Origin of the sequence: Pseudomonas tumuqii (assembly GCF_013184545.1) — a bacterium.
GTDB classification, from domain to species: Bacteria; Pseudomonadota; Gammaproteobacteria; order Pseudomonadales; family Pseudomonadaceae; genus Aquipseudomonas; species Aquipseudomonas tumuqii.
The window spans coordinates 218,986-244,540 of sequence record NZ_JAAOJA010000008.1 but is presented as its reverse complement, the minus strand read 5'-3'; the positions used below and the strand labels follow the sequence as shown (position 1 = coordinate 244,540).

At 62.8% G+C, this 25,555-nt stretch carries 18 protein-coding genes; 8 read left to right on the top strand and 10 right to left on the bottom strand.

Annotated elements, in window-relative coordinates; all coding sequences use genetic code 11:
• Nucleotides 1-157: 157 nt before the first annotated feature.
• Entirely contained in the window at nucleotides 158-1,540 is a 1,383-nt protein-coding gene (locus tag G9C89_RS16235) for a substrate-binding domain-containing protein (protein WP_172149829.1), read from the bottom strand.
• A 262-nt stretch (nucleotides 1,541-1,802) separates the two neighbouring features.
• Nucleotides 1,803-2,615 carry an exodeoxyribonuclease III gene (gene xthA, locus G9C89_RS16230; RefSeq protein WP_172149827.1) on the bottom strand — a complete coding sequence of 271 codons (813 nt, stop codon included), beginning with the start codon at nucleotides 2,613-2,615 and terminating at the stop codon, nucleotides 1,803-1,805.
• A 144-nt stretch (nucleotides 2,616-2,759) separates the two neighbouring features.
• Between xthA and G9C89_RS16225 the strand changes: the two genes are divergently transcribed.
• From G9C89_RS16225 to G9C89_RS16210, 4 genes are all read left to right on the top strand, one after another.
• Complete coding sequence (locus G9C89_RS16225) at nucleotides 2,760-3,401, top strand: GNAT family N-acetyltransferase (RefSeq protein WP_172149825.1); 642 nt, start codon at nucleotides 2,760-2,762, stop codon at nucleotides 3,399-3,401.
• 159 nt (nucleotides 3,402-3,560) lie between these two features.
• A complete protein-coding gene (locus tag G9C89_RS16220; protein WP_172149823.1) occupies nucleotides 3,561-5,288 on the top strand; it encodes an autotransporter assembly complex protein TamA in 1,728 nt (575 codons plus the stop codon).
• The gene (locus G9C89_RS16215) at nucleotides 5,285-8,956 is read left to right on the top strand and encodes a translocation/assembly module TamB domain-containing protein (RefSeq protein WP_172149821.1); all 3,672 of its coding nucleotides are present in this window, start codon (nucleotides 5,285-5,287) and stop codon (nucleotides 8,954-8,956) included. The genes G9C89_RS16220 and G9C89_RS16215 overlap by 4 nt, the downstream gene beginning before the upstream one ends.
• 320 nt (nucleotides 8,957-9,276) lie before the next feature.
• On the top strand, nucleotides 9,277-10,653 hold the full coding sequence (locus G9C89_RS16210) for an alanine/glycine:cation symporter family protein (protein ID WP_172149819.1): 1,377 nt from the start codon (nucleotides 9,277-9,279) through the stop codon (nucleotides 10,651-10,653).
• Between the two features lie 415 nt (nucleotides 10,654-11,068).
• Here the strand turns inward: G9C89_RS16210 and fabI are convergent, their stop codons facing one another.
• The 6 genes from fabI to G9C89_RS16180 are packed head-to-tail and all read right to left on the bottom strand — an operon-like array spanning nucleotide 11,069 to nucleotide 19,275.
• Nucleotides 11,069-11,863 carry an enoyl-ACP reductase FabI gene (gene fabI, locus G9C89_RS16205; protein ID WP_090500632.1) on the bottom strand — a complete coding sequence of 265 codons (795 nt, stop codon included), beginning with the start codon at nucleotides 11,861-11,863 and terminating at the stop codon, nucleotides 11,069-11,071.
• A gap of 30 nt (nucleotides 11,864-11,893) precedes the next feature.
• Nucleotides 11,894-13,507: an ABC transporter ATP-binding protein gene (locus tag G9C89_RS16200; protein WP_172149817.1), complete on the bottom strand. Its 1,614-nt coding sequence runs from the start codon at nucleotides 13,505-13,507 to the stop codon at nucleotides 11,894-11,896.
• A gap of 1 nt (nucleotide 13,508) precedes the next feature.
• Complete coding sequence (locus G9C89_RS16195) at nucleotides 13,509-14,528, bottom strand: ABC transporter permease (protein WP_172149815.1); 1,020 nt, start codon at nucleotides 14,526-14,528, stop codon at nucleotides 13,509-13,511.
• A 1-nt stretch (nucleotide 14,529) separates the two neighbouring features.
• Nucleotides 14,530-15,603: a microcin C ABC transporter permease YejB gene (locus G9C89_RS16190; protein ID WP_172149813.1), complete on the bottom strand. Its 1,074-nt coding sequence runs from the start codon at nucleotides 15,601-15,603 to the stop codon at nucleotides 14,530-14,532.
• Between the two features lies 1 nt (nucleotide 15,604).
• A complete protein-coding gene (locus G9C89_RS16185) occupies nucleotides 15,605-17,449 on the bottom strand; it encodes an extracellular solute-binding protein (protein ID WP_172149811.1) in 1,845 nt (614 codons plus the stop codon).
• Nucleotides 17,446-19,275 (bottom strand): extracellular solute-binding protein, encoded by a 1,830-nt coding sequence (locus G9C89_RS16180; RefSeq protein ID WP_172149884.1) that lies wholly within the window; start codon nucleotides 19,273-19,275, stop codon nucleotides 17,446-17,448. Before G9C89_RS16180 ends, G9C89_RS16185 begins: the two co-directional genes overlap by 4 nt.
• Nucleotides 19,276-19,421: 146 nt before the next feature.
• On the opposite strand from G9C89_RS16180, the gene G9C89_RS16175 reads away from it, so the two are divergent.
• The gene (locus G9C89_RS16175) at nucleotides 19,422-20,867 is read left to right on the top strand and encodes an HDOD domain-containing protein (protein ID WP_256674222.1); all 1,446 of its coding nucleotides are present in this window, start codon (nucleotides 19,422-19,424) and stop codon (nucleotides 20,865-20,867) included.
• A gap of 11 nt (nucleotides 20,868-20,878) precedes the next feature.
• Here the strand turns inward: G9C89_RS16175 and G9C89_RS16170 are convergent, their stop codons facing one another.
• Nucleotides 20,879-22,435, bottom strand: coding sequence for a lytic transglycosylase domain-containing protein (locus G9C89_RS16170; RefSeq protein WP_172149809.1), 1,557 nt, complete (start codon nucleotides 22,433-22,435; stop codon nucleotides 20,879-20,881).
• A gap of 99 nt (nucleotides 22,436-22,534) precedes the next feature.
• Nucleotides 22,535-23,308: a hydroxyacylglutathione hydrolase gene (gene gloB / locus G9C89_RS16165; RefSeq protein WP_172149807.1), complete on the bottom strand. Its 774-nt coding sequence runs from the start codon at nucleotides 23,306-23,308 to the stop codon at nucleotides 22,535-22,537.
• Nucleotides 23,309-23,384: 76 nt separating this feature from the next.
• Here gloB and G9C89_RS16160 point away from each other — a divergent pair, with 76 nt between their 5' ends.
• From G9C89_RS16160 to dnaQ, 3 genes are read left to right on the top strand one after another with little or no spacing between them, the layout of a single operon-like run.
• On the top strand, nucleotides 23,385-24,143 hold the full coding sequence (locus G9C89_RS16160; protein ID WP_172149805.1) for a methyltransferase domain-containing protein: 759 nt from the start codon (nucleotides 23,385-23,387) through the stop codon (nucleotides 24,141-24,143).
• A 48-nt stretch (nucleotides 24,144-24,191) separates the two neighbouring features.
• Nucleotides 24,192-24,644 (top strand): ribonuclease HI, encoded by a 453-nt coding sequence (gene rnhA / locus G9C89_RS16155; RefSeq protein ID WP_172149803.1) that lies wholly within the window; start codon nucleotides 24,192-24,194, stop codon nucleotides 24,642-24,644.
• Nucleotides 24,637-25,365 carry a DNA polymerase III subunit epsilon gene (gene dnaQ / locus G9C89_RS16150; RefSeq protein WP_172149801.1) on the top strand — a complete coding sequence of 243 codons (729 nt, stop codon included), beginning with the start codon at nucleotides 24,637-24,639 and terminating at the stop codon, nucleotides 25,363-25,365. The genes rnhA and dnaQ overlap by 8 nt, the downstream gene beginning before the upstream one ends.
• Nucleotides 25,366-25,555 lie beyond the last annotated feature (190 nt).

Sequence of the window (25,555 nt, the reverse complement as noted above, 5' to 3'; positions counted from 1 at the left end):
GCGCCGCCTGCAAGCGGCCGGCGAGCATCACTCGACTGGCGTAGGAGCGGGCCATGCCCGCCAGGGCAGCCGACGCACAAGCTTCGCGGGCATGGGCTAGGTGCCCCCCGCCGCGCCTATATTTCCTCGGGCATGAACGCTCTATTGCCAGCCGGCGTTAATACACCCAGACCTCGACGCGGCGGTTCTTGAGTCGTCCGTCATCGGCATTGTTGGCGGCTACCGGCAGCTCATCGCCGAGCCCGGTTACCTGGCGCAAGATCACTCCGTGCCGGGCCAGTTCGCGGCGTACGGCCATGGCCCGCAGTTTGGACAGCAACTCGGCCCTGACCGGATCGGCCTTGGCGTCGCCGAAACCCACCAGCACCACTTTGCGCTGCAGCTTGTCCTGCGCTGTCAGGTAGCTGACTAGCCGTTCGAGGTCGCGCTGGGCCTTGTTATCCAGCACCGCACTGCCTTGCTGGAAGCGGAAGTTCAACGACAGGCGTTGCGCCTCACGGGCCAGGGCCTGATAGGTCTCTGGCATGGCGCTGTCCGGGGCGACTGTTATCGCTTGCACGGTCTGCGCGATAAAACCGCTGTGCGCGACTATGGCCTGACCGCGCGGACTGTGGGCAAAAGCGACCAGCGCCTTGGCCCAGGGGTTGGGCGAGTCCGGCTGGTTGTAGAGAAACAGCCGCCGTGACAATGGATAGTCCTCGGTCGCGATCAGGGTCGCGCTGGGCAGCATCGCCTGCGACTCGCCGGCAGCGATGGCCACGGCTTTGGCCTGGCGAATGTAGGGCAGGCCGATAAAACCGATGCCGTGGGGGTCTTGGCTGACCGCGTCGGACAGTGCTTCGCTTGATTCGAAGCGCCGCGCGCTGGCCGCCAGGGTTGTGCCATGGGCAGCCAGTACCAGTTCCTTGAAGGTATCGTAGGTGCCCGAATTGTCATCGCGGGCGTACAGCGTGATCGGTCCGGTCTTGCCGCCCAGTTGCGCCCAGTCCTGCAACTCGCCAGAGAATATCTGCGCCAACTGGTCGATGCGCAACGCGCCGAGTGGATTGCTCGGGTGCAGGATGATCGCCAAGCCATCGATGGCTATGACTTGCTCGGCATCCCGGCTTTGCAGATCGCCCAAGGCCGCCAGGGCGCTGGCTTCACTGGCCTTGATCGGTCGCGAGGAAGCGGCGAGGTCGGCGCTGCCGTCCTGCAAGGCAGTGAAACCGGTGCCGGAGCCATGGGCGGCGACTTCGATGGTCACACGGCGACCGTCGCTGTCGCTGCCGATGATCTTCTGTTCGTTGTCGGCGGCGCCGGCTTCGATGCGGATCGCGCGCAGGCCCTGTTCTTCGAGCAAGCCCCTGACCAGCGCAGGGCCAAGGGTGGCACCGATGGTGTTGGAGCCCTGGATATGCAGGGCGCTGCCGTTGTCAGCAGGGATCGGCAGGGCAGCGAATACCGACCAGGGCAGGGCATAGCAGAAGAAACCGAGCAACAGGCCGGCGCAGGTACTGCTCCAGGTAGGCTGATTACAAGCAGGCAGGGCGCGCGGCATGCGGTAGGCACCTTATAAGGCAATTGAAGGTGCCGCGACGATAAGACCAACAGATGACTGGAATATGACAACGGGGTGTTGGCCTCGCGGCGATCCGTGCGGCGCGCAGCGACAGCCCGCCAGCTTTATGTGCCGCGCCGGCGAACCAAAGGTGCACTGCCTGCGGCGAGTACACCCTACGGATTACTCGAGGGAATGGGGCGGAGCCTAGGGCGTTTGGCGGCAGCCGCAGCAGGCGAGAGCTATTGCACCGCCTCTCAGTTCAGCTCAGTTCCAGCCAGATCGGTGCATGGTCCGAGGGCTTTTCCATGCCGCGTAGCTCGTAATCGATGCCTGCATCCTTGAAGCGCGATTGCAGAGGCGGCGAGGCCAGGATCACATCGATACGCAGGCCGCGCTTGGGGTCGTCCTCGAAACCCCGGCTGCGGTAGTCGAACCAGCTGAAGCGATCGTTCACCGTGGGGTAGAGCTGGCGGAAGCTGTCGACCAGGCCCCAGTTCTTCAGGCTGGCCAGCCATTCGCGCTCTTCCGGCAGAAAGCTGCATTTGCCGGTTCTGAGCCAGCGCTTGCGATTCTCTTCGCCAATGCCGATGTCGCAGTCTTCCGGCGAAATATTGATATCGCCCATCACCACCAGCGCCTGCTCTGGCTGGAAGTGCTTGTGCAATAGCTGCTGCAGGTCGGCATAGAAGCGCTGCTTGGCGGGGAACTTGATCGGGTGGTCACGGCTTTCGCCTTGCGGGAAATAACCGTTCATCACGGTCACCGGGTTGCCCTGCGCGTCGGCGAAGGTGCCATAGATAAAGCGCCGTTGGCTGTCCTCGCCATCGTCGGGGAAGCCCTTCTGCAGCGCCAACGGCTCCTGGCGCGAGAGCAGGGCAACGCCGTAGTGGCCTTTCTGGCCGTGGTAATGCACGTGGTAGCCGAGGTTGCGAATTTCCGCTTCGGGGAACTGCTCGTCGGCGACTTTGGTTTCCTGCAAGCCGATCACGTCCGGCTGGTGTTTCTCGATCAAGGCCGCCAATTGATGTGGGCGCGCACGCAGGCCGTTGATATTGAAGGAGACGATCTTCATGGGCGGCAAGTCCTGGGGTCGTTGTAGCAGAGTTGCGATGCTAGCCGATCCGGCGACCGTACGGCCAGTTCTGGCTGTCGCCGGGTTGCGGTGCTAGGGTGGCTACAGGCCAAGTAGATCAACGAAAGCCAGAGGTCGCACCCTATGCCGAACAGTCCTGCCGAAGTCCGTATGCTTGATAGCGGTTATGCCCGCGAAGCGCGCTCGCTGCTGTACCACGCCTATCGCCATGAGCCGACCTTTTCTTACCTGTTCGAGGCCGAACGCCCTGGTTATGACCAGCGCGTGCGCGCCACCGTGCGGGAGTTGGTGCAACAACACTTCAACGAGGAGCTGCCGGCGATTGGTCTGCTGATCGATGACCGCCTGATCGGCATGGCGCTGATCGCACCTCCGCAGCGTCGCCTGGATATCACCGAGAGCTGGAACTGGCGCATGCGCATGCTGCTGACCACCGGCTTTCGCTGTACCAAACGTTATCTGGCCTACCACGATGCCATCCTCGCCTGCCTGCCGCCCGGGCCTTACCACGTGCTGCCATTGCTTGGTGTTCACCCCGAGTTCCAGGGCAAGCACCTCGGTGAGCAGTTGCTCGGAGCCCTGCACAACTGGTGCGCCGAGGATGCGGATTCACTCGGCGTGGTGCTGGACACCGGCAATCCGCATTACCTGGACTTCTACAAGCGCCATGGCTACGAAGAAATCGGTGAAGTGGCGGTTGGGCCGATCATCGAGCACGTGTTCTTCCATCCCAACCCGCAGCAGGCCGTCAAAGCCAGCGCCTGAGGGCGTGCAGGCCACGCTGTGCAGACTGGCGTTCCCTCGGGTGGGCTGAATCAGCCCACCCGAGGGGCTGGAGTGCCGCAATAAAGCCTAACTGCATAGTCGGTGAGAACACGGCCAGGCGCTCTAGGCTGCGGCGCGCCACGTGCTAGCATCGCGTTCATGAGAACCTTTCCCACATTTTGCGCCGGATTGGCGCTGTTCCTGCTGAGCGCGTCGGTAGTGGCCGAGGCGCGCCTGGTGGTTCGGGTGCAGCCTGCCAATGCCGCGCTCAAGGAGAACGTGGAAAGCTATATCGGTAGCCTGGGCGAGCGCGACCTCGACGCCTTGCAGCGTTATCGCCGAGTGGCCGAAGCGCAGGCAGAGAAAGCCGCGCAGGCCCTGGGTTACTACCAGGCGCAGATCGTCAGCGAGGTCAGCGAAGGCGACCCATTGCGCCTGACCATCCGTATCGTTCCCGGCGAGCCGGTCAGGTTACGTGAGGTGACCCTGCGCATCGACGGACCGGCCGACCAGTTGCGCGCGTTTCGTCTGCCCAGTGATGCCCGGCTCAAAGCCGGCGCAGTACTCAATCACGGCCGCTACGAAGCGGCCAAGCGACAGATCCAGAACCAGTCCTCGCGTTATGGTTTTTTCGCCGGGCGCTTCACCCGGCAACGCCTGAGTATCGACCCGCGGGCCGGGGTCGCCGACATCGAACTGATCTATGCCAGTGGCCCGCGCTATCAGCTGGGCGCCGTGAGCTTCGAGGGCGATGCACCCTTCGAGGCGCAACTGCTGCAACGCATGGTGCCGTTTACCGCCGACACGCCCTATGATTCCGAGCTGATCGCCGAGTTGTACCAGGCGCTACGCTCCAGTGGTTATTTCGAGACGGTGAGCGTCGATGCCAACCCGAGTGCCGCCGAGCAGCAGCGGATTCCGGTCAGAGTCCAGTTGCACACCCGCACGCCACGCAGCATGGGCCTGGGGCTGGGTTTTTCCACCGACGTCGGCCCCCGTGGTCGGGCCAACTGGACACGCCATTGGGCCAACCCGCAAGGCCACAGTTACGGCGCCGAGATGGAGTTGTCGGCACCGCGGCACAACGTCGGCCTGTGGTACGACGTGCCCGGCGATCCCCCCCTGACCGACAAGCTGCGCTACGCCGGCGGTTACCAATATCAAGAGCTGGCCGACACCGACAGCCTCAGCCGTTTGCTGACTGTGGGCCCGGAGTGGCACAGCAAGCTGGACAGTGGCTGGCAACGGGTCATCTCGCTGAAGTGGCAGCATGAGCAGTACAAACTCGGCGACGACTCCGGGTTGAGCACCTTGCTGATGCCCGGCATCAGCTACGCGTATCTACACAGCGACAATCAGGTCGATCCGAGTCATGGCTATCGCCTGCAATTCGATCTGTCGGCGGCCAAGCGCGGCTTGCTCTCCGATGCCGACGTGGTGCATGGCAATGTCTTGCTCAAAGGCTTGACCACCCTGGCGGACAAGCATCGCGTGCTCGGCCGGGTGCAGTTCGGCGGCACCGAGTCCGGCGGTTTCTCCGCGGTACCGCCGTCATTGCGCTTCTTCGCCGGCGGCGATCAGAGCGTGCGCGGTTACGACTACCAGAGCCTGTCACCGGAAAATTCCCAGGGCGATAAAATCGGCGGCCACTATCTGTTCGCCGCCAGCGCCGAGTATCAGTACAGCGTGGCCGAGCGCTGGCGCGTGGCGACCTTTGTCGACCAGGGCAACAGCTTCAACTCGCTGGACTTCCCCTCCTTGAAAAGCGCCGTCGGTATCGGCCTGCGCTGGGTTTCGCCGGTCGGTCCGCTGCGCCTCGACCTGGCTCATCCGCTGGATGACCAGGGCGGCGTGCGGGTGCATTTCTCCATGGGGCCGGAGCTGTGAGGCGCGGGCTGAAGTACGGCCTCTGTGGTCTGCTAGGCGTCCTGTTGCTGCTGGTGCTGGCACTGACCTGGACGCTCGCCAGCACTGCCGGCAGCCGCTGGGCGCTGGCCCGGGTGCCGGGTTTGCAGGTGAGTCATTTCAACGGCCAGTTGGGCGGGCAGTGGCGCGCCGAGCAGCTGCGCTGGCAGCAAGGCGAGCGCCTGGTGGACGTTCGCCACGCCGAGGTGGCCTGGTCGCCGCTGTGTCTGGTGCGCCTGACCCTGTGTGTCGAGCGGCTGCAGATCGCGCGCATCGAGTTGCGCCTGCCGCCTGGCGAAGATGAGGCAGGCGACACGCCATTGCGCTTGCCGCAGCTGCAGCTGCCATTGGCTGTGCAACTGGGCGAGGTGCACATCGGCAGCCTGCAACTCAATGGTGCTGAACAGTTGCAAGGCCTGCAACTGGCGGCGCGCTGGACCCGTGCGGGCGTGCAGATCGACAGCCTGCGCCTCCAGCGCGGCGACTTTGCCCTGGATCTGAGCGGCCAATTGCTTCCCCGCGGTGACTGGCCTTTGAGTCTCGCCGGCAAGCTGCAGCTAGCGGCGCCCGAGCAACAGGACTGGCAGCTTGCCATACAGATTGTCGGTGATGTGCAGCAGAGCCTGCAGGTGACAGCCGATAGCATGGGCTACCTCAATGGGCGTCTGCACGGCGCTGTGCAGCCGCTGGCGGATAATCTCCCGGCCAGCCTGCAGTTGCATGCCGATGGCTTCAAGGCCAGCAGCGAGCTGCCGGATACCATGCGCCTGAACAAGATTGAACTGACGGCCAGCGGCGATCTGGCCGACGGCTACCAGGTCAGCGGCACCGCCGAGTTGCCGGGCGAGGGCGGGCCACTGGCGCTGGCCCTGCAAGGGCTGCTGAAGGCTGACGGCGCCGAGATTGCCGCCTTGAGTCTGAGTGCCAGTGCCGAGCAGCAGCTGAGCCTCAGTGGCCAGCTGGACTGGCGCGAAGGGTTCGGCCTGGACAGCCGTTTCGACTGGCAGGACTTTCCCTGGCACCGCCTGTATCCCAATGTGACGCAACCGCCAGTGGCATTGCGCCGGCTCAGCGGTGAGCTGGCCTATCGCGACGGCAACTACCTGGGCCATTTCGCCGCCGCGCTGGATGGTCCGGCCGGGGCGTTCAGCCTGGAGAGTCCGCTCAGTGGCGATTTGCAGCAGCTGCACCTGCCCGATCTGCAATTGCGTGCCGGTCAGGGGCGGGCCGATGGCCAACTGACCCTGGGCTTTGCCGACGGCCTGCGCTGGGATGCGCGTTTGCAACTGCACGACCTCGATCCGGCCTACTGGCTGGCGGAATTGCCGGGCACCCTGGGCGGGCCGCTGCACAGCCAGGGCGAGCTGAGCGATCAGCAGTTGAGCCTGAATGCCCAGATCGACCTCAATGGCCGTTTGCGTGGCCAGCCGGCGCAGTTCCAGGCCGAGGCCACCGGCAGCGGCGAGCACTGGGCGCTGCAGCGTCTGGATCTGCGCCTGGGCGACAATCGCATCGACGGCAGTGGCGAGCTGAATCGACGCCTGAGCGGACAGTTGCGCGTCAACCTGCCGCGCCTGGGCCAACTCTGGCCGCACTTGCAGGGGCAGCTCCAGGGCCAGCTCGACCTGGCGGGCACCCTGCAGGCGCCACAAGGCCAGCTGAGCCTGCAGGGACAGCGCCTGGCCTACATCGACCAGCGTCTGCAGCGCCTGCAACTCGATGCGGCGCTCGATAGTGCCCAGCAAGCACGGGTCGAACTGGACGCCCAGGGCATTGTCCTGGGTGAAACCGAGCTGGGCCGCTTGACGGCCAGCGGCCAGGGTGATCGGCGCCAGCAGCGACTGCAGCTCAAGCTCGCTGGGCCCTTGCTGCAGAGCGCCCTGGCATTCGCTGGCCGCTGGGAGCAAGGCGCCTGGCGCGGGCACCTGAACAGCGGCGAGGTACAGAGCGGCGGTCAGGATTGGCGTTTGCAGCAGCCTGCCGGCCTGGTGCGCCTGGCCAACGGTCAGCTCAGCCTGGCGGCGCACTGCTGGCGTTCCGGCGCGGCCAGCCTGTGCGGCGAGGATCAACGACTGCTGCCCGAGCCCCGGTTGCGCTATCGCCTCAGTGACTTTCCCCTCGACAGCCTGGCGCCATGGCTGCCCAGCGACTTCGCCTGGCAAGGCCTGTTGAATGCCGAGGTGCAGCTCGACTTGCCGGCGACGGGGCCGAGCGGCCGGGTCGTGCTGGATGCTGGCAGCGGCACCTGGCGTATTCGCGATCGGGGCCAATGGCTGGACTTCGCCTATGCCAAGCTGCACCTGGAGAGCCAACTGAGCCCGCAGCGAATCGATACCCGGCTGGATCTGCGCGGGCCGAAAATCGGCCAGCTGTTGCTGCAGGCGCGCCTCGACCCGCGGCCGGCGAACAAGACGCTGGCCGGCGATTTTCGCCTGAGCGGCGTGGACCTGGCGCTGGCGCAGCCGTTCCTGCCGATGGTCGAGCATCTGGCAGGCCGGCTCGACGGCAGTGGCAACCTGTCCGGCAGCTTGCTGGCGCCGCAGGTCGATGGTCGCCTGCAGCTCCGCGAGGGCCAGCTGTCCGGCGGTCAATTGCCCATGGCGGTCGAGGCGTTGCAGATGGACGCGCGGATTGCCGGGGAAAGCCTGCAGCTCAGCGGCGGCTGGCGCAGTGGCGAGCGGGGCCAGGCCAGCCTGGCCGGCGAGCTATCCTGGCGTGCCGGACTATTGGGTGAGTTGCGCCTGCGTGGTAGTCATCTGCCGGTCGACATCGAGCCCTATGCCGAGCTGCAGGTCGAGCCGGATTTGACCCTGCGCATCGCTGCCGAGCAGTTGTCGATAGCCGGCAAGGTGCTGATCCCGCGCGGCAAGATCGTCATCCGCGAGTTGCCGCCTTCGACGGTCAAGGTTTCCGACGATGCGGTGATTGTCGGCCGTGAAAGCGTTGAGCGGCAGCCGGTGGCGATCGCCATGGACATCGATGTAGAGGTGGGGCAGGAGCGCCTGAGTTTCAGTGGCTTCGGCCTCAACGCAGATCTGGCCGGACGCGTGCACGTCGGCGATGACCTCGACACCCGCGGCGAGTTGAGCCTGAACAATGGCCGTTATCGTGCCTATGGCCAGCGCCTGACCATCCGCCGTGCGCGTTTGCTGTTCGCCGGACCTATCGATCAGCCCTACCTGGATGTCGAGGCGATTCGCCGGGTCGATTCGGTCGTCGCCGGCCTGCGCCTGAGTGGCAATGCCGAACAGCCCACCAGCGAGGTGTTTTCCGAGCCGGCCATGAGCCAGCAGCAGGCGCTGTCCTACCTGGTGCTCGGCCGGCCGTTGGCGCAGAGCAGTGGCGACAACAACCTGCTGGCTCAGGCGGCGCTCGCCATGGGGTTGGCCGGAAGCGCGTCCTTGACCGGCGGGCTGGCCCAGGGATTGGGCATCAAGGATTTCCAGTTGGACACCGAAGGCAGCGGAGCGAGCACCAGCGTGGTGGCCAGCGGCAGCCTGTCGGAGCGCCTGAGCTTGCGTTACGGGGTCGGCGTGTTCGAGCCGGCGAACACCATCGCGTTGCGCTATGAACTGAGCAAACGCCTCTACCTCGAGGCTGCCAGCGGCCTGGCCAGTTCTCTGGACCTGTTCTACCGGCGCGATTTCTAGTCGCTTCGGGGCGCGTTACATGTTCGCTGGCGATCGAGATGCGGAGATAATCGTTGAATGTGCGGTGACTTAGCGATACCTGGCTAGTTATATCTGGTTTATTCGGCTTCTAACGGTAATTACAGCTGAGCATTGTCTTCTAAATAGTGAAATAGACTGCGCGTCTCTTCATATACTGGCGCCCGCTCCAGCAAGACCGAACGTTTCCCCGCGTTGGCCCTTGCTGGATGTGCAGCTGATGGCGTCACGCTGCCTACCCGGCGGTCGAGCATGCGATGGGTACCCAACCTCGCGACTACTACAAGAATAAGGAACCTTAGATGGAATCCCTCAACAGTTTGGTCAATCAACTCAATGGTCTCGTCTGGGGCCCACCGATGCTGGTGATGATCCTCGGCACCGGCCTGTTCCTGATGCTGCGCCTGAAATTCATGCCGCTGAGCAAGATCGGCGCCGGTTTCAAACTGATGTGGCAAGGCCGCAAGAAAGGCGACGCCGAAAGCGGCGAGATCACCCCGTTCCAGGCTTTGATGACCTGCCTGGCCGCCACTGTCGGAACCGGCAATATCGCCGGCGTTGCCACCGCGATTTTCCTCGGTGGCCCCGGCGCGCTGTTCTGGATGTGGTGCACCGCCCTGGTCGGCATGGCCACCAAGTACGCTGAAGTGGTGCTGGCGGTGCATTACCGCGAGAAGGACGAGCGCGGCGAGCACGTCGGCGGGCCGATGTACGCGATCAAGAACGGCCTGGGCAAGAAGTGGCTGTGGCTGGGTACTGCGTTCGCCATCTTCGGCGGCTTCGCCGGCTTCGGCATTGGCAACATGGTTCAGGTCAACAGCATGGCCGCGGCCCTCGAAGCGACTTTCGCCGTACCGCTGTGGCTGACCGGTCTGGTCACCATGCTCATCGTCGGGATGGTCATCCTCGGTGGTATCCAGCGTATCGGTAAGGTCGCCGCTACCCTGGTTCCCTTCATGTGCGTGGCCTATATCATCGCCGCCATCGTGGTGCTGGTGGTCAACGCCGCACAGATCCCCGCCGCCTTCGAGATGATCTTCACCTATGCCTTCACCCCGGTTGCCGCCACTGGTGGTTTCGCTGGCGCGGCAGTAATGGCGGCAATTCGCTTCGGTGTGGCGCGCGGTATCTTCTCCAACGAAGCTGGCCTCGGCACTGCCGGTATCGCCCAGGCGGCCGGTACCACCACCAGTTCGGTGCGCTCGGGCATGATCGGCATGCTCGGCACCTTTATCGACACCATTGTCATCTGCAGCCTGACCGGCCTGGCAATCATCTGCTCCGGCGTCTGGACCAGTGGTCTCAGCGGTGCGGCACTCTCGGCGGCAGCCTTCGAGTCGGCCATGCCGGGTGTCGGTGGTTATATCCTGACCATTGCCCTGGTGGTATTCGCCTTCACCACCATCCTCGGCTGGAGCTATTTCGGCGAAAAGTGCTGGGAATTCATGGTCGGCACCAAGGCCATCCTGCCATTCCGCATCCTCTGGGTTTTGGCTGTGCCGTTCGGCGCTGTCGCCCAGCTGGATTTCGCCTGGCTGGTCGCGGACACCCTCAACGGCCTGATGGCAATCCCCAACCTGTTGTCCCTGTTGCTGCTCAGCCCGGTGGTGGTCAAGCTGACCCGCGACCACTTTGCCCGTGAGGTTCGCGTGGGGGGCGTCGAAAGCCTGCAGCGTTAGGCACTGACGATCATGGCCAGGTCCTGCATAGGGACTGGTGGACTGCTGCACTGAAAACGCCCTGATGCAGGGCCAGGCAAACGCCCCGACTGGTTCGGGGCGTTTGCTTTTGGGTGGACGAAAGGCGAAACAGACTCTTCAATCCATCAACTCGCCCATTGGCGCGCACCGAGCACCTTGAGGTGCAGTCGAGCCCCATAGGCATCGATCAGCCGAACCAGGAGGTCGTCGGCAGTAGAGTCGTCCAGCGCAACCGCTAACAGGCGGGGCTGGCCTCGCGCCTCGCCCTGGCTGCATGCCATAACGAAAAATGCCCGTATCTTTCGATGCGGGCATTTTCTTCAACCACCGATCAGTTTGCTAGGTTTTCACCCGGTCTGGATAAGCGGCCTTGTTATTGCTCATGGCGTGGCAATCAATCTTCCATGGCGCCCATGGCGGTGGTGTTGAAGCCACCGTCGACATACATGATTTCGCCGCTGACGCCCGAGGCCAGGTCGGAGCAGAGGAAGGCGCCGGCGTTGCCGACTTCTTCAATGGTCACGTTGCGACGCAGCGGGGTCTGCTTCTCGTTGGCGGCAAGCATCTTGCGGAAGCTCTTGATCCCCGACGCGGCGAGCGTGCGGATTGGGCCGGCGGAGATGGCGTTGACCCGGGTGCCTTCCGGGCCGAGGCTGCCGGCCAGGTAGCGGACGCCGGCTTCCAGGCTGGCCTTGGCCATGCCCATGACGTTGTAGTTGGGCATGGTGCGTTCGGCGCCCAGGTAGGAGAGGGTGAGCAGGCTGCCGTTGCGGCCTTTCATCATTTCGCGGCCGGCCTTGGCCAGGGCGACGAAGCTGTAGGCGCTGATGTCGTGAGCGATGCGAAAGCCTTCACGGGTGGTGACGTCGGTGAAGTCGCCATTGAGTTGGTCGCCGGGGGCGAAACCGACCGAGTGAACGATGCAGTCCAGGCCATCCCATTGCTTGCCCAGGGCTTCGAATGCCGCGGCGATTTCCTCGTCGCTGGCGACGTCGCAGGGAAAGCACAGCTCGGGACCTGAGCCCCAGCCGGCGGCAAATTCCTCGACGCGACCCTTGAGTTTTTCGTTCTGATAAGTGAAGGCCAGTTCGGCACCCTCGCGGTGCATGGCCGCGGCGATGCCCGAGGCGATGGACAGTTTGCTGGCAACGCCAACGATCAGTACGCGCTTACCGCTTAGAAAACCCATGTGTGCTCTTCCTCTTCCTGCTTTAAGGATTTAGTCAGCAGTGCCCGGAGCCAATAAGGCGGCTTCGAGCAACTGCTGGGTATAAATATGCTGTGGCGCGGCAAAAATCGCGGCTGCCGAGCCTTGTTCGACTGCCTGACCCTCCTTGACCACTATCAGGTGGTGGCTGATAGCGCGGACCACCGCCAAATCGTGGCTGATGAACAGGTAAGTCAGGTTGTACTTGGCCTGCAATGAACGCAGCAACTCCACTACTTGACGCTGAACGGTACGGTCGAGCGCCGAAGTCGGCTCGTCCAACAGTATCAGCGCCGGTTTCAGCACCAGTGCGCGGGCAATGGCAATCCGCTGCCGTTGCCCTCCGGAAAACTCGTGGGGGTAGCGGTGCCGGGTATCCGGGTCCAGGTCTACCTCCAAAAGTGCGTCGATGATCGCCTGTTCCTGTTCCGCCGCCGTGCCCATACGGTGAATGCGCAGGCCCTCGCCGACAATCATGCCCACCGTCATGCGCGGGCTCAGGCTGCCGAAGGGGTCCTGAAAGACCACCTGCATCTGCCGCCGCAACGGACGAACCTGGTGCTGGGTCAAGCCATCCAGTGCCTGGCCCTGAAAGCGAATGGCGCCCTGACTGCCGATCAAGCGCAGGATTGCCAGACCCAGGGTGGACTTGCCGGAACCGCTTTCGCCAACGATACCCAGGGTTTGGCCCTGGGGCAGGCTGAAATTGATGCCATCCACCGCTTTCACATAATCGACGGTACGGCGCAGCAGTCCCTTCTTGATCGGGAACCACACGCGCAGATCGTCGACTTCCAGCAGCGGTGCGCCGGCAGGGTTGGCCACTGGCTCGCCGCGAGGCTCGGCACCGAGCAGTTCCTGGGTATAGGGATGCTGCGGCGCATGGAACAGCTGTTCACACGACGCTTGTTCGACGATCTTTCCCTGCTGCATGACACATACGTGATGGGCAATTCGTCGAACCAGGTTGAGATCGTGGCTGATCAGCAACAGCGCCATGCCCAGGCGCGCCTGCAGATCCTTGAGCAGTTCGAGGATTTTCAGCTGTACGGTGACATCCAGCGCGGTGGTCGGCTCATCGGCGATCAGCAGCTCCGGCTCGTTGGCCAGGGCCATGGCGATCATCACCCGCTGGCGTTGGCCGCCGGAGAGTTCATGGGGGTAGGCCTTGAGGCGCTTGTGCGGTTCGGGGATGCCGACCAGCCCGAGCAGTTCCAGGGTTCGCGCAGTGGCGGCCTTGCCGGACAGCCCTTTATGCAGGGCCAGCACTTCATTGATCTGTTTCTCGATGCTGTGCAGCGGGTTCAGCGAGGTCATGGGCTCCTGGAACACCATGGCAATGCGGTTGCCACGGATGCCGCGCAGTTTGTTTTCGCTGAGCTTGAGCAGGTCTTGGCCGGCATAGTGAATAGTACCGCTCGGATGCTGGGCCAAGGGGTAGGGCAGCAGGCGCAGGATCGAGTGGGCGGTGACCGACTTGCCTGAGCCGCTTTCACCGACCAGGGCCAGGGTCTCGCCGCGGTGGATATCGAAGCTGACGCCTTCGACCACGCGTTGCCTGGAGTCGCCATTGACGAATTCGACGGCCAGGTCGCGTACTTCGATAAGGGTATCGGAACGGTTCATCTTATTTCCTCGGATCGAAGGCATCGCGTGCCGCTTCGCCGATAAATACCAGCAGGCTGAGCATCAGCGCCAGCACGCTAAAGGCGCTGATACCGAGCCAGGGCGCCTGCAGGTTGGACTTGCCCTGGGCGACCAGTTCGCCCAGCGAAGGCGCGCCCGGCGGCAGGCCGAAGCCGAGGAAGTCCAGCGCGGTCAGGGTGCCGATGGCGCCGGTGAGAATGAAGGGCATGAAGGTCATGGTCGAGACCATGGCATTGGGCAGGATGTGATTGAACATGATGGCGCCGTTCTGCATGCCCAGGGCCCGCGCGGCGCGCACGTACTCCAGGTTGCGCCCGCGAAGGAACTCGGCGCGCACCACGTCGACCAGGCTCATCCAGGAGAACAGCAGCATGATGCCCAGCAGCCACCAGAAGTTCGGTTGCACGAAGCTGGCGAGAATGATCAGCAGGTAGAGCACCGGCAGGCCCGACCAGATCTCCAGGAAGCGTTGCCCGACCAGGTCGACCCAGCCGCCATAGAAACCCTGCAAGGCGCCGGCGAACACGCCGATGATCGAACTGAGGATGGTCAGGATCAGGGCGAAGAGCACCGAGATGCGGAAGCCGTAGATCACCCGGGCCATGACATCGCGGCCCTGGTCGTCGGTGCCCAGCCAATTGTCGGCGGAAGGCGGTGCCGGGGCGGGTACCTGCAGTTCGTAATTGATGCTGGAGTAGCTGAAGGGGATCAGCGGCCAGAGCATCCAGCCGTCTTTCTGTTCGATCAGTTCCTGGATGTAGGGGCTCTTGTAGTTGGCTTGCAAAGGGAACTCGCCGCCGAAAGTGGTTTCCGGGTAACGCTTGAGCACCGGGAAATACCACTCGCCGTCATAGCGCACGGCCAAGGGTTTGTCGTTGGCGATCAGTTCGGCGCCGAGACTCAGGCCGAACAGGGCGAGGAAGATCCATAGCGACCACCAGCCGCGCTTGTGCGCCTTGAAGCGTTGCAGGCGGCGCTGATTGAGTGGAGAGAGCGTCATCTCAACCCTCCCGGCTTTCGAAGTCGATCCGCGGATCGACCAGGGTATAGGTGATGTCACCGATCAATTTCACGGCCAATCCCAATAGGGTGAAGACGAACAGGGTGCCGAAAACCACCGGGTAGTCGCGGTTGATGGCCGCCTCGAAGCTCATCAGACCAAGGCCGTCGAGGGAAAAGATCACCTCGATCAGCAATGAGCCGGTGAAGAAGATGCCGATGAAGGCCGAGGGGAAGCCGGCGATGATGATCAGCATGGCGTTGCGGAACACGTGGCCGTAGAGCACGCGATTGCTGCTCAGGCCCTTGGCTCTGGCGGTGGTCACATATTGCTTGTTGATCTCGTCGAGGAAGCTGTTCTTGGTCAGCAGGGTAAGGGTCGCGAAGTTGCCGATCACCAGGGCGGTCACGGGCAGCGCCAGGTGCCAGAAATAGTCGAGGATCTTGCCGCCGAGGCTGAGTTCGTCGAAGTTGTTCGACGTCAGCCCGCGTAGTGGGAACCAGTCGAGGTAGCTGCCGCCGGCGAATACCACGATCAGCAGAATGGCGAAGAGGAAGGCCGGAATCGCATAGCCGACGATGATCGCCGAGCTGGTCCAGACGTCGAAGGCGCTGCCGTGGCGGGTGGCCTTGGCGATGCCCAGCGGGATGGAGACCAGGTACATGATCAGGGTGCTCCACAGCCCCAGGGAGATCGACACGGGCATCTTCTCGATGATCAGGTCGATCACCTTGGCATCGCGGAAAAAGCTCTCGCCAAAGTCGAACTGGACATAGTTTTTCAGCATGATCCAGAAGCGTTCGGGGGCCGGCTTGTCGAAGCCGTACAGGCGTTCTATCTCGGCGATCAGTTCCGGGTCGAGGCCCTGGGCACCGCGATAGTTGGAACCGGCCACGGCGACTTCGGCACCGCCGCCGGCGATGCGGCTGGTGGCGCCCTCGAAGCCTTCCAGCTTGGCGATCATCTGTTCCACCGGCCCGCCTGGGGCGGCCTGGATGATGATGAAGTTGATCAGCAGAATGCCGAACAGCGTGGGAATGATCAGCAACAGGCGACGGAAGATATACGCCAGCATCTTATTGCTCCGTGCTCGCCGCTGCGGCGTTGTCCGTGGCGGCGGGTTCCTGTTGCGGGCGAGCCCACCAGGTGTTCAGGCCGATGTCGTATTTTGGGGTGACTTTCGGGTGCTCGAAGCGGTTCCAGTAGGCCACGCGCCAGGTCTTGATGTGCCAGTTGGGGATGACGTAATGGCCCCACAGTAGCACCCGGTCGAGGGCCCGGGTGTGGGCGACCAGACTCTGCCGGGAGTTGGCGTTGATCAGGCCTTCGACCAGTTGGTCGATGGCCGGGTCTTTCAGGCCGATGAAGTTGCGGCTGCCGGGGTTGTCGGCGCTGCTCGAGTGCCAGTACTCGCGCTGCTCGTTACCCGGCGAGTTGGACTGGCCGAAGCCACCCACGATCAGGTCGAAATCCCGAGAGCGCAGGCGGTTGATGTACTGCGAGACATCGACCCGGCGAATCACCAGTTCCATGCCGAGATCGGCCAGGTTGCGCTTGAACGGCAGCAGTACACGCTCGAATTCGGTTTGCGCGAGGAGAAACTCGAAACTGACCGGTTTGCCTTCGGCGTCGAGCATCTGGTCGCCTTCGATGCGCCAGCCGGCTTCCTGCAGCAGTTGGTAGGCGCGCCGCTGCTGTTCACGGATGATGCCACTGCCGTCGGTGACGGGAACGCGGAATTCATCGGTAAACACCGCGGGGGGAATCTTCTCGCGCAGCGGTTCGAGGAGCTTCAACTCGTCGGTTTCGGGCAGGCCGCTGGAGGCCAGTTCGGAGTTGTCGAAATAACTGCGGGTGCGGGTATAGGCACCATTGAACAGCTGGCGGTTGGTCCATTCGAAATCAAACAGCAGGCCCAGCGCCTCGCGCACCCGTTTGTCCTGGAACAGGGGGCGGCGGGTGTTGAAGACGAAGCCCTGCATGCCGGTGGGATTGTGGTTGTCGATCTCTTCCTTGATCAGTTGGCCACTGGCGACGGCGGGGCTGTCGTAGGCGGTGGCCCAGTTTTTCGCGCTGGTTTCCAGCCAATAGTCAAATTGCCCGGCTTTCAAGGCTTCGAGGGCCACGGTGTTGTCGCGGTAGTAGTCGAGCTGCATGGTGTCGAAGTTGTAGAAACCGCGGTTGACCGGCAGATCCTTGCCCCACCAGTCCTTGACCCGCTCATAGCGAATCGAACGCCCGGCTTTGACTTCGGTAACCTTGTAGGGGCCGCTGCCCAGCGGAATTTCCAGATTGCCCTTGCTGAAGTCGCGTTCGGCCCACCAGTGCTTGGGCAGTACCGGCAGTTGTCCGAGAATCAGCGGCAGTTCGCGGTTGCCCGCATGCTTGAAGATAAAGCGGACCTGGCGCGGGCCTTCGACTTCGACCCGTTCGACATCGGCATAGTAGCCGCGGTATGTGGGCGCCCCATGGGTCATCAGGGTTTCGAAGGTGAACTTGACATCTTCGGCGGTGACCGCCTGACCGTCGTGGAAGCGTGCCTCGGGGCGCAGGTAGAAACGCACCCAGGTGTTGTCCGGGGCTTTCTCGATTTTTTCCGCGAGCAGGCCGTATTCGGTGAAGGGTTCATCCAGGCCGTGGCGAGTCAGGGTGTCATAAATCATGCCGATATCATCGGCCGCGACCCCTTTGTTGATAAAGGGATTAAGACTGTCAAAACCGCCAAAGCCGGCCTGGCGCAAGGTACCGCCCTTCGGGGCGTCGGGGTTCACATAGTCGAAATGCTGGTAATTGGCCGGGTATTTGGCGGGTTCGTCATACAGGGTCAGGGCGTGCTTGCCGGCGGCCTGGGTCAAGCCGGCCAGGGCGAGCAGCGCGATGGTGCTGCCGTGCAGTAGAAATGAGCGCAGAGGCGGCGTCATCGGGCATTCTCCGTGGGTTTCAGCCACCAGGTACGCAGGCCCAGGGTATAGGGCGGCGTGGTGACGAAGGCAAACCGGTTGCGGTAGGCCAGGCGGTGATAGTTGATGTACCAATTCGGGATGGTGTAGTGCTGCCACAGCAGCACTCGATCGAGTGCGCGGGTGGCGGCGATTTGCTCATCGCGGGTTTGCGCCGACAACAGTTTGTCGAGTAGGGCGTCGACCACGGGATGGTTTACACCGGCATAGTTCTTGCCGCCTTTGATCGTTGCCTGGCTGGAGTGGAAGTACAACGATTGCTCCAGGCCCGGACTGAGGGTTTGTGGCAGGGTCAGCAAAATCATGTCGAAATCGAATTGATCCAGGCGCTGTTTGTATTGCGCACGATCGACAGTGCGCAGATTGGCCTGAATGCCGATGCTGGCAAGGTTCTCGGTGAACGGTTGGAGGATTCGCTCGAGGTTTGGATTGACCAGCAGAATCTCGAACTGCAGCGGCTGGCCCTTGGCGTTCAGCAGATACTCGCCGGACGGTTTCCAGCCGGCCTCGGCCAATAGACCGAGGGCGCGGCGTAAGGTTTCCCGGGGAATGCCGCGGCCATCGGTTTGCGGCACGGTAAAGGGTTCGCTGAACAAGCGTTTCGGCAGTTGCTTGCGATAGGGCGAAAGCAGCAGCCATTCGGCGCCTTCGGGTGTGCCCGTGGCAGAGAACTCGCTGTTTGGGTAATAGCTCTGGGCGCGCACATAGGCGCTGTTGAACAGTGCACGGTTGGTCCACTCGAAATCGAACATCAGCCCCAGGGCTTCACGTACCTTGCGCTCGGCGAAAGCCGTGCGCCTACTGTTCATGAACAGGGCCTGGGTCTGCGTGGGGATCTGGTGCGGGATCTCGGCACGGATCACCTCGCCACGCGCTACCGCCGGGAAACGGTAGCCATTGGCCCAGTTCTTCGCTTGTTGCTCGATATAGAAGTCGAACTCACCGGCCTTGAAGGCTTCGAAGGCAACATGGCTGTCGCGGTAGAACTCCACCTCGACCCGATCGAAGTTGTATTTTCCGCGATTGACCGGCAGTTTCTCGCCCCACCAATTCTTCACCCGCTCGAAGGTCAGGCTGCGCCCCGGGTTGACCTGGGAGATGCGGTAAGGGCCACTGCCCAGCGGCGGTTCGAAGGTGGTGGCCTTGAAGTCGCGATCCTTCCAGTAATGCTGCGGCAGTACCGGCAATTCGCCCAGGCGCAGAATCAGCAGTGGGTTGCCCGAGCGCTTGAACACGAAGCGGATGCGGTGGCGATTGAGGATGTCGACCCGCTGCACTTCCTGCAGGCTGGTTCGGTACTGCGGGTGGCCCTCTCTGAGCAGCAGCCGATAGGAAAACGCCACGTCATAGGCGGTGATCGGCTTGCCGTCATGGAATTGCGCTTGCGGGCGCAGATTGAACACCACCCAGCTGCGATCCTCGCTGTACTCGACCGACTTGGCGATAAGGCCGTAGCTGGAGGTCGGCTCATCGCCGGAGGGGTCGTAAGAGCCGGTGCCGGCCATCAGCGGTTCGTTCAGCCCGGTGACGCCGTATTGGAGGAAGTTGGCGGTGGAAATCGGGCTGGTGCCCTTGAAGGTGTAGGTATTGAGGGTGTCGAAGGTGCCCGTGCCCATGAAGCGCATCGTGCCGCCTTTCGGGGCCTCGGGATTGACCCAGTCGAAATGGGTAAAGTTGGCCGGGTACATGAGCGCACCAAATTGCGCATAGCCGTGGCTTTCGCTGACGGTCGCCCACGCGGGAAAGCCGATGACCAAACTGAGGATTAGCAAGAGGAGGGGACGTATCAAGTGAAAGATCCGATCCGGAGCGGCTTTTGGGCTTCTTGTCCGGTACAGTAACAGCTTGTATCCGCAGGAAAAAGGCCAAGTCTATTGGCAGGGCATGCTGGCATTATTACTCTCTTTCGATTAATCACCACGAGGCCTTGAACTTGGATACACGTAGCCATGGTCTGCAGTCATGGATTGATCGTCTGAATCAGGCCGAGTTGCCGGCCCTGGCCGCAGTGGTGCAGGATCTGCAACGCCTGGCGCAACAAGAGCACGCGTCTGTGCAGCAACTGGCGGACGTCCTGCTGCGCGATGCTTCGCTGACCTCCAAGGTGCTGCGGGTCGGCAATAGTGCGTACTACAACCCTTCGCAAGAAACCATCAAGACCATCTCGCGGGCCATCGTCCTGATCGGCTTCGACAATGTACGCCTGATCAGCCTCTCCGTGAGCCTTATCGATGGCCTGCTCACCCGGGCTCCGCGCGAGCAGTTGCAGGAGCTGCTTGCGCGTTCGTTTCACGCGGCCGTACAGGCGCGCAATATCGCCGGTTACGTGCTGTCACGGCATGAGGAGGAGGTCTTCATCGCGGCCTTGCTCTATCACCTGGGTGAACTGGCCTTCTGGGGCTGTGGCGGTGAGCAGGCGGACGAACTGGCCTGTGCCCTGGCCCAGCCGGGCGTCGATGTCGAGGAAACGGTGCGTGTGGTACTTGGCACCAGTTTTCGCCAGCTGACCCAGGGTTTGGTGAAAGGCTGGAACATCGGCGAGATTGCCAGCTTGGCGCATAACAGCGTCAACCATAACGACCCGGCAGTGCGCGCGGTCAGTCTGGGTGCCCGCATCAGCGAGGCGGCGCTCGACGGCTGGGACTCGCCAGCGATGGAGGCCCTGGTTGGAGAGATGGCGACATTCATCGGGGTCAGCCCGCAAGAGGCCATGCAGCAAGTGCTGGCCAGTGCCGATGAAGCGGTCAAGGTGGCCGCGACCTTTGGCGCCAGTCAGCTCTGCCGTCTGATCCCCAATACCGATCCCGAACAGATCCGCCTGCAGCAAGAACAGCGCAAGGCGCGCCTGTTGCAACCCAATCTGCAGCTGCTGCAACACGCCCTGCAGGATCTGGGGTTGCTGGCCTCTCGCCGCGGCGATCTCGGCTTGATTCTCGATACCCTGCTCAAAGGCCTGCACCAGGGCGCGGGGCTGGAGCGGGTGATGCTGGTGGTGCTGGCCGATGGACAGAGTTGTTTTCGGGCCAAGCGGGTGGTGGGCGAAGGGACCGAGGGCTGGATGAGCGATTTCCTGCTGCCGGTCGAGCCGCGCGAACAACCGCATATATTCAGCTACGTACTGCGCAATAAAGAAGCCTTGTGGATGGGCGTACCGGCCAGCTACAGCCTCAACGAACTGGTGACCCAGCCGATACGTCAGCGCCTGGGGCCGGGCATGTTCTTCATTGCCCCGCTATTGGCCGGCAACCGCGAGATTGGCGTGATCTATGCCGACAATCGGGTATCCGACCGCGCCTTGAAGCATGAGCAGTTTGTGGCCTTTCAGCGCTTTACCCAACTCGCCCGACGTTGTCTGGAGGCGCTGAGCCAGCGCGCCTGAGTGCTGCTCGATCAGGGCAGACGCAGGGTCAGGGTCTGCCCCGGCTTGATGGCGCTGCCCGTGCGCGGATTCCAGCGTTGCAGGTGCTGCATCTCGACCTTGAAGCGCTTGGCGATGGCGTACAGCGAATCACCTTTGCGCACCTTGTAATAGGTGGTAGCACCACGTCCGCCAGCGCTGGATGTTGCTGGAGCCTGGCCGCCGTTCAGCGTCAGGATCTGGCCGGCGCGCAGGTTGTGGCTTTTAAGGTTGTTCCAGCGCTGCAGGTCTTTGCTCGAGACCTGGTGGTTCTTGGCGATTTTCCAGAGGCTGTCGCCGTTTTTGACCCGATAACTGCGTGATTGCGCTACAGAACGGGCAGCAGGCTGGAACAGCGGTTCTTTCGGCGTGACGCCCGGTTGCGCGGGAATGCTGAGTACCTGGCCGATACGCAAATGGTTGCTGGACAGCTTGTTGATATCTTTGAGGGTACTGACTGTCAGGTGGTAGCGGTTGGCGATGCTGTTGAGGCTGTCGCCGGAACGAACGTTGTACTGCTGCCAGTCCACCAGCTCCTGGGGCTTCATCAGCGCCAGGTTGGCAGCCAGCAGTTCCGCGTTGGCGGTCGGCACCAGCAGATGTTGCGGGCCGTCCAGGGTGATGCGCTTCTTAAAGGCCGGGTTGAGCTGATACAGCTCATCTTCGTCCAGCTCAGCCATGGCGGCGACCCTGGACAGGTCCATGCGCTGCTTGAGCACGACCGTCTCGAAATAGGGCTCGTTGGCAATCGGCTCGAGGTTGACGCCATAGGCTTCCGGGGACATCACCACCTGTGACAGGGCCAGCAGCTTGGGCACGTAATTCTGCGTCTCTTTGGGCAGTGTCAGGTTCCAGTAGTCGGTCGGCAGGCCGAGTTTCTGGTTGCGCTCGATGGCCCGGCTGACGCGGCCTTCGCCCGCATTGTAGGCGGCCAGGGCGAGCAGCCAGTCGCCGTTGAACATTTCATGCAGGCGTGACAGGTAGTCCATCGCCGCATTGGTCGACGCCATGACGTCGCGGCGCCCGTCGTACCAACTGGTCTGGTGCAGGTTGAAATGACGGCCGGTGGAGGGGATGAATTGCCACAGGCCGACCGCATTGGCGTGGGAATAGGCGAAGGGGTTGTAGGCGCTTTCGATCATCGGCAGCAACGCCAGCTCCATCGGCATATTGCGCTCGGCCAGACGCTCGACGATGTAGTGAATATAGGGGCCGCTGCGCTCGCCGGTTTTTTCGACAAATGAAGGGTTGCTGACGAACCACAGGCGCTGCTGCTCGATGCGCGGGTTGACGCCGATCTGATCCTGCATCTGGTAGCCGTCACGGACACGCTGCCAGATATCCTCGGGCTCTGTCGTGGCGATGCTGTCGGTCAGCCAGACCGGTTCCCGCTCCAGACCCACCGTCAGATCGGTGTCGTTACCGCTATCCTCGGGAGTTTTGCCCGTGGTCTGGCAGCCGGCCAGGGTTACACAAAACACCACCACCAGCGCCTGTGCGCCCTGTGCCAATGCCTTTAAATTCAAGGTCTTGCGTGGTGATAAAGGCATTGGTTGGCTGGGGCTTCCCGGGGTAAAGGTCGGGCGATTCTAGGAACCGATGCCGGGGTGGTCAAGTTTTAACCACTTTTTTGCGGGGTTATCGACTTTTTAGAAATTATCCTTCCATGCTCGCAGACGCGCGAAAACCTCGCTGGGCGAGCGTTTTTGCGGGCCGTCATGCTCGTCAATCTTGGCCTTGACCGCTTCTACGGTGGTGCGCAAAAAGGGGTTGGTCGCGCCCTCCAGGGCCAAGCTGGAGGGCAGACTGATGCGGCCTTCGGCGCGCCAGGCACTGACTTCCTGCAACCGTTGGGCAATCTGTGGGTTGTCTGGTTCGACAGCCTGGGCAAAGCGCAGGTTGCTCAAGGTGTATTCATGGGTGCAGTACACCTGGGTCTGCCCGGGCAGGGCGGCCAGGCGGCTGAGCGAGTCGTGCATCTGTGCGGGACTGCCTTCGAACAGGCGGCCGCAGCCGGCGGCGAACAGGGTGTCGCCACAAAACAGCCAGTGTTGCTCGGCCTGGTAATAGGCGATATGCCCCAGGGTATGACCCGGTACTTCGATGACGCGAAGACGCAGACCGAGCACCTCGACCTCGTCGCTTTCGCGCAAGGCCAGATCGCGCGCGGGGATATTTTCCTGCGCCGGGCCGAGTACCCGTGCCCCGGTGGCCGCCTTCAACGGCTGGATGCCGCCCACATGGTCGGGGTGATGGTGGGTGATCAGAATGTCGCTCAATTGCCAGTCGGGATGGCTGTTCAACCAGGCCAGTACCGGCGCCGCATCACCGGGGTCGACCACCGCGCAACGGTGCTGTTCGAGGTCTTGCAGCAACCAGATATAGTTGTCCGAGAAGGCGGGCAGGGCGTCGATCTTTATCATCAGGCAGGTCGCTAAGCAGGTCATAAAGGTGCATCTTAGAACTCATTGGCGGTGCTGACTACGCAGGTAATTCTTTATGTCCGATCATCCTTTCGCCCAGGCCGATGCCGACTGGCTCCAGCTCATCGGCACGGCGCGCCATTGGTTCAATGGGCCCTATGGTCAGTTGCTGCTGGAGGACGAGCAGCGTTTGCTCGAGGAAGAGCTGGCGCGCTTCTTTGGCGGCTACATGGTGCATTACGGCCCTTCCGCGCAAGCCTCGCCGAATGCCGCGCAGATCCAGCGCAGCGTGCGGGTCGGCGCGCCCTTCAGCGGGGTGGAAATCGTCTGCGAAGAGCAGGCCTGGCCGCTGACCGAGTATGCCGCCGACGTCGTGCTACTGCAGCATGGCCTGGACTTCAGTCTGTCGCCCCATGGTCTGTTGCGCGAGGCCGCCCACAGCGTGCGCCCGGGCGGTCATCTGCTGGTGGTCGGCATCAACCCGATGAGTGCCTGGGGCGTGCGCCATCTGTTCGCCCGGGATGCCCTGCGTCAGGCTCGCTGCATTGCGCCCAATCGGGTCAGTGACTGGCTGCACCTGTTGGGCTTCGCGCTGGAGAAACGCCGCTTCGGGTGCTATCGTCCGCCGCTTGCTTCCACTGCCTGGCAGGCTCGCCTGGCGCCGCTGGAAGCCTGGGGCGATGCCTGGCAATCGCCAGGAGGCGGCTTCTATCTATTGGTGGCGCGCAAGCTGGTGATCGGCTTGCGCCCGTCACGGCAGACGCAACGAGTGCCCATGGGCAAGCTGGTACCCATGCCGGTGGCCAAGGTCAGTCGCCGCGACGCGAAGCCGTAATACGTTCTAGAGCCTGCCGAGCGGAATTTATTGAGAGATTGGCTCTGCATGAATGAACAAGTCGAGATTTACACCGATGGTGCCTGCAAGGGCAATCCCGGCATCGGTGGCTGGGGCGCGCTGATGATTTTCAAGGGCGTGGAAAAGGAACTCTGGGGCGGCGAGGCCGAGACCACCAACAACCGCATGGAATTGACCGCGGCGATTCGCGCCCTGGCCGAGTTGAAGCGTGCCTGCGACGTGCGTCTGGTGACCGACTCGCAGTACGTCATGCAAGGTATCCAGGACTGGATGCCGAACTGGAAGAAACGCGGCTGGAAAACCGCCGCCAAACAGCCGGTGAAGAATGCCGATCTGTGGCGCGAGTTGGACGAGCAGGTGAATCGGCACAATGTCACCTGGCAGTGGGTGCGCGGTCATACCGGCCACCCCGGTAACGAGCGTGCCGACCAACTGGCCAACCGTGGCGTCGACGAAGTGAGAGGGCTGCAACGTGCGTAGCGTAGTACTGGATACTGAAACCACCGGCATGCCGGTCACCGATGGTCACCGGATCATCGAGATCGGCTGTGTCGAACTGATGGGCCGGCGCCTGACCGGGCGGCATTTCCACGTCTATCTGCAGCCGGATCGCGAGATCGACGAGGGCGCCATTGCGGTGCACGGCATCACCAACGATTTCGTTCAGGACAAGCCGCGCTTCAAGGAAGTAGCCGACGAGTTCTTCGAGTTTATCAAGGGCGCGCAGCTGATCATCCACAACGCGGCGTTCGACGTTGGCTTCATCAACAACGAATTCGCCCTGATCAAGCAGCAGGATCGCGCCGACATCAGCGAGCATTGCTCGATCCTCGATACCCTGCTGATGGCCCGTGAACGTCATCCGGGGCAGCGCAACAGTCTCGATGCCCTGTGCAAGCGCTATGGCGTCGACAACTCCGGCCGCGACCTGCACGGCGCCTTGCTCGATGCCGAGATCCTCGCCGATGTCTACCTGACCATGACCGGCGGGCAGACCAATCTGTCCCTCGCCGGTGACGGCTCGGAAGGCGACAGCAATGGCCGTCAGCAACCCAGCGCGATTCGCCGCCTGCCTGCCGATCGCCAGCCCACCCTGGTGGTGCGCGCCACCCAGGCCGAGTTGGAGGCGCATGCCGCGCGCCTGGCGGCGATCGAGAAAGCGGCCGGCGGCCCGGCGTTGTGGGCGACCCTGGAGCCTTAGGGCGAACCGACTGACGCGCTTGGCAAACCGGCTCGGCAGCGCCTGCTGGCGCCGCCGATCATCGCGCCGAGCGTTGTCTGGCCGCATTGGCCTGAGCGGTCACCCGCAGTGACGGCCAAGGATGTGCGTTGGTCCTGCGGATGTGTCCAGCGGCGGGCGGGGTGAGTCTAGAAAGTTCTAGGTCACCTTT

Coding starts and splice junctions, on each gene's coding strand:
- G9C89_RS16235 (WP_172149829.1), bottom strand. CDS start 1,540: ATGCCGCGCGCCCTGCCTGCTTGTAATCAGCCTACCTGGAGCAGTACC.
- xthA (WP_172149827.1), bottom strand. CDS start 2,615: ATGAAGATCGTCTCCTTCAATATCAACGGCCTGCGTGCGCGCCCACAT.
- G9C89_RS16225 (WP_172149825.1), top strand. CDS start 2,760: ATGCCGAACAGTCCTGCCGAAGTCCGTATGCTTGATAGCGGTTATGCC.
- G9C89_RS16220 (WP_172149823.1), top strand. CDS start 3,561: ATGAGAACCTTTCCCACATTTTGCGCCGGATTGGCGCTGTTCCTGCTG.
- G9C89_RS16210 (WP_172149819.1), top strand. CDS start 9,277: ATGGAATCCCTCAACAGTTTGGTCAATCAACTCAATGGTCTCGTCTGG.
- fabI (WP_090500632.1), bottom strand. CDS start 11,863: ATGGGTTTTCTAAGCGGTAAGCGCGTACTGATCGTTGGCGTTGCCAGC.
- G9C89_RS16200 (WP_172149817.1), bottom strand. CDS start 13,507: ATGAACCGTTCCGATACCCTTATCGAAGTACGCGACCTGGCCGTCGAA.
- G9C89_RS16195 (WP_172149815.1), bottom strand. CDS start 14,528: ATGACGCTCTCTCCACTCAATCAGCGCCGCCTGCAACGCTTCAAGGCG.
- G9C89_RS16190 (WP_172149813.1), bottom strand. CDS start 15,603: ATGCTGGCGTATATCTTCCGTCGCCTGTTGCTGATCATTCCCACGCTG.
- G9C89_RS16185 (WP_172149811.1), bottom strand. CDS start 17,449: ATGACGCCGCCTCTGCGCTCATTTCTACTGCACGGCAGCACCATCGCG.
- G9C89_RS16170 (WP_172149809.1), bottom strand. CDS start 22,435: ATGCCTTTATCACCACGCAAGACCTTGAATTTAAAGGCATTGGCACAG.
- gloB (WP_172149807.1), bottom strand. CDS start 23,308: ATGATAAAGATCGACGCCCTGCCCGCCTTCTCGGACAACTATATCTGG.
- G9C89_RS16160 (WP_172149805.1), top strand. CDS start 23,385: ATGTCCGATCATCCTTTCGCCCAGGCCGATGCCGACTGGCTCCAGCTC.
- rnhA (WP_172149803.1), top strand. CDS start 24,192: ATGAATGAACAAGTCGAGATTTACACCGATGGTGCCTGCAAGGGCAAT.